Below are 549 nucleotides of genomic sequence, written 5' to 3'. Positions count from 1 at the left end.
GCTGAAGCCCATGCTTCAAACGAACATACTTGGAAGACAGACTTAGTTCGCTGTGCTGCCTTTTATGCCGCTTTACCATCTGTTTATACAGACAGCAACAAATAGTATTTGATAGAAAGTTTAAGTGAGGTTTTACGAAATGGCAGAATTTAAAGAATTAGTCAATGAGATCAAAAATTTAGACACTGAAAAAATGTACGGTGGCGACTTCTTCCAAACTTGGGAAAAGAGCCAAGATGAATTAACGGCAACTTTGAAAACAGCTGATGCATTGCGTGATTTACGTGAACGCAACATTTCAACCAAAGTTTTCGATTCTGGTTTAGGCATCTCTATCTTCCGTGATAACTCAACGCGGACCCGTTTTTCATTTACCAGTGCCTGCAACATGTTAGGCTTGGAAATCCAAGATTTAGATGAAAAGAAGTCACAAATCGCCCATGGTGAAACTGTACGTGAAACAGCAACGATGATTTCCTTCATGGCTGACGTCATCGGGATCCGTGACGATATGTACATCGGCAAAGGGAACAAGTACATGCATGATGT

At 40.8% G+C, this 549-nt stretch carries 1 pseudogene; it reads left to right on the top strand.

Annotation, left to right across the window (positions count from 1 at the left end):
- Positions 1-139: 139 nt before the first annotated feature.
- Positions 140-549 (top strand): annotated as a pseudogene (locus FC07_RS06435) (knotted carbamoyltransferase YgeW); the annotation flags it as partial.

It is taken from the genome of Loigolactobacillus bifermentans DSM 20003, from assembly GCF_001434575.1.
GTDB lineage: Bacteria > Bacillota > Bacilli > Lactobacillales > Lactobacillaceae > Loigolactobacillus > Loigolactobacillus bifermentans.
The sequence above is the reverse complement of the archived record's forward strand: the minus strand, read 5'-3'. Positions and strand labels throughout refer to the sequence as shown.